This is a genomic window from Pseudomonas sp. JR33AA, assembly GCF_021378985.1.
GTDB classification, from domain to species: Bacteria; Pseudomonadota; Gammaproteobacteria; order Pseudomonadales; family Pseudomonadaceae; genus Aquipseudomonas; species Aquipseudomonas alloputida.
On the sequence record NZ_JAJSAW010000045.1, the window covers coordinates 1 to 1306 of the forward strand.

Below are 1306 nucleotides of genomic sequence, written 5' to 3' on the forward strand. Positions count from 1 at the left end.
CTGTTGGCGGTCAAGCTTTTCTGAGGTGTTCAGAGCTGAAAAGCTTGGCCGTATGAAATGGCTCATCCCCGTGCATGCACGCCCAGATGCCTGTCAGGTACTTGCGCATGACAGCAGCGATAGCCTGCATTTTCTTTTTGCCCCTGCTGACCAGCGCCTCGTAAAACGCCTTCGCATAAGGGTCACAGCGCACAGCGGTTAAAGCAGGCATGTACATGGCTGCCCGTAGGTAGGCATTCCCACTTTTGCCGAGCCGACCGGGTTTATCAATGCTCGTGCCTGATTGTGTCTGTCGAACATCGAGACCAGCGTGGCGAGCCACCTGAGCGGACTTGAGCTTTTCTGGCAGCGTGGTCAGCTCAGCCAAGGCGGCCAGCGCCGAGACTTCGCCAATCCCCGGGCCTGCGAGGAGTTGCTCGTACTGTCGAGTTAGCTTCGGACACTGGGCGATTAACTCGCGCCCTGCCTTACGAAAGCGCTCGATTCGATTATCCAGTGAAGCAATCTCTTCTTCTTGATCCTCGATCAACATCGAGGCAGTCGTAGCGGTCGCCTGCAATGCATGCAGCTCGTTCTTCGCCCTGATACGGTGTCCCACCAAACGATTGATGTGCCGGCCAAGGCCTCTCAGTTCAAGCTGTACACGGCTTGGAGGCGTCCACAAACGTGGGGTCATACGCTCCCCATACTCGGACAGCAACTGAGCATCTATTGCGTCAGTCTTGCTGTTCACCAGCATCAGTTTGGCGAAGTTGTGGAAGCTTTTGGGGTTGATCACGGAAACGGGTAGGTCGGCAGCGTGCAGTTCAATGGCCAAGTCCAGGTAATAGATCCCGGTCGCCTCCATCACAATTGACTTGGGCTTGAGTGCGAGCAGCTTTTTCACCGCAGCCTTGCGGCCGGCAGGGGTTTGAGCGATATCCCACTGACCGGCAGGACGCCCATCTTTACGCACCCCGGCAACCGAAGTCCGTGAGCCGATATCGAGGCCAATCCAGACACTCATTCTTCCCTCTCCCCAGCGAATCAGGTAACAATGGCCTCCGGTTCCCCGACCTCGAACTTCATGCCGCTGCAACCTTGTAATGCGAAGTCCGACTTGTCGGCTTCTCGATACTCTTCGTAGTGGGCAATGAGGCGGGGGGCCTCTCTACATACAAGGTCAGGGGCAATCCCTGCCTTCAGGAGCGATCGGCCTCCCCGGAAGTGCTTCTTCAGCCAGACGAGCATAACCTCTCTCGCCAGGCCAGACCCAACATACAAGGAGCGAGCTTGCTCGCGATGCGCCGCGCGGGCGGCGCTCGAT

The 1306-nt window shown here is 57.4% G+C and carries 1 protein-coding gene and 1 pseudogene; both read right to left on the reverse strand.

Annotated elements, in window-relative coordinates; all coding sequences use genetic code 11:
• Positions 1-10 precede the first annotated feature (10 nt).
• A complete protein-coding gene (locus tag LVS58_RS24915) occupies positions 11-1006 on the reverse strand; it encodes an IS110 family transposase (protein WP_233693239.1) in 996 nt (331 codons plus the stop codon).
• A gap of 20 nt (positions 1007-1026) precedes the next feature.
• Positions 1027-1306, reverse strand: a pseudogene (locus tag LVS58_RS24920) (hypothetical protein); the annotation flags it as partial.

Bases quoted from the DNA above. Each gene is read 5' to 3' on its own strand.
- LVS58_RS24915 (WP_233693239.1), bottom strand. From the start codon at position 1,006: ATGAGTGTCTGGATTGGCCTCGATATCGGCTCACGGACTTCGGTTGCC.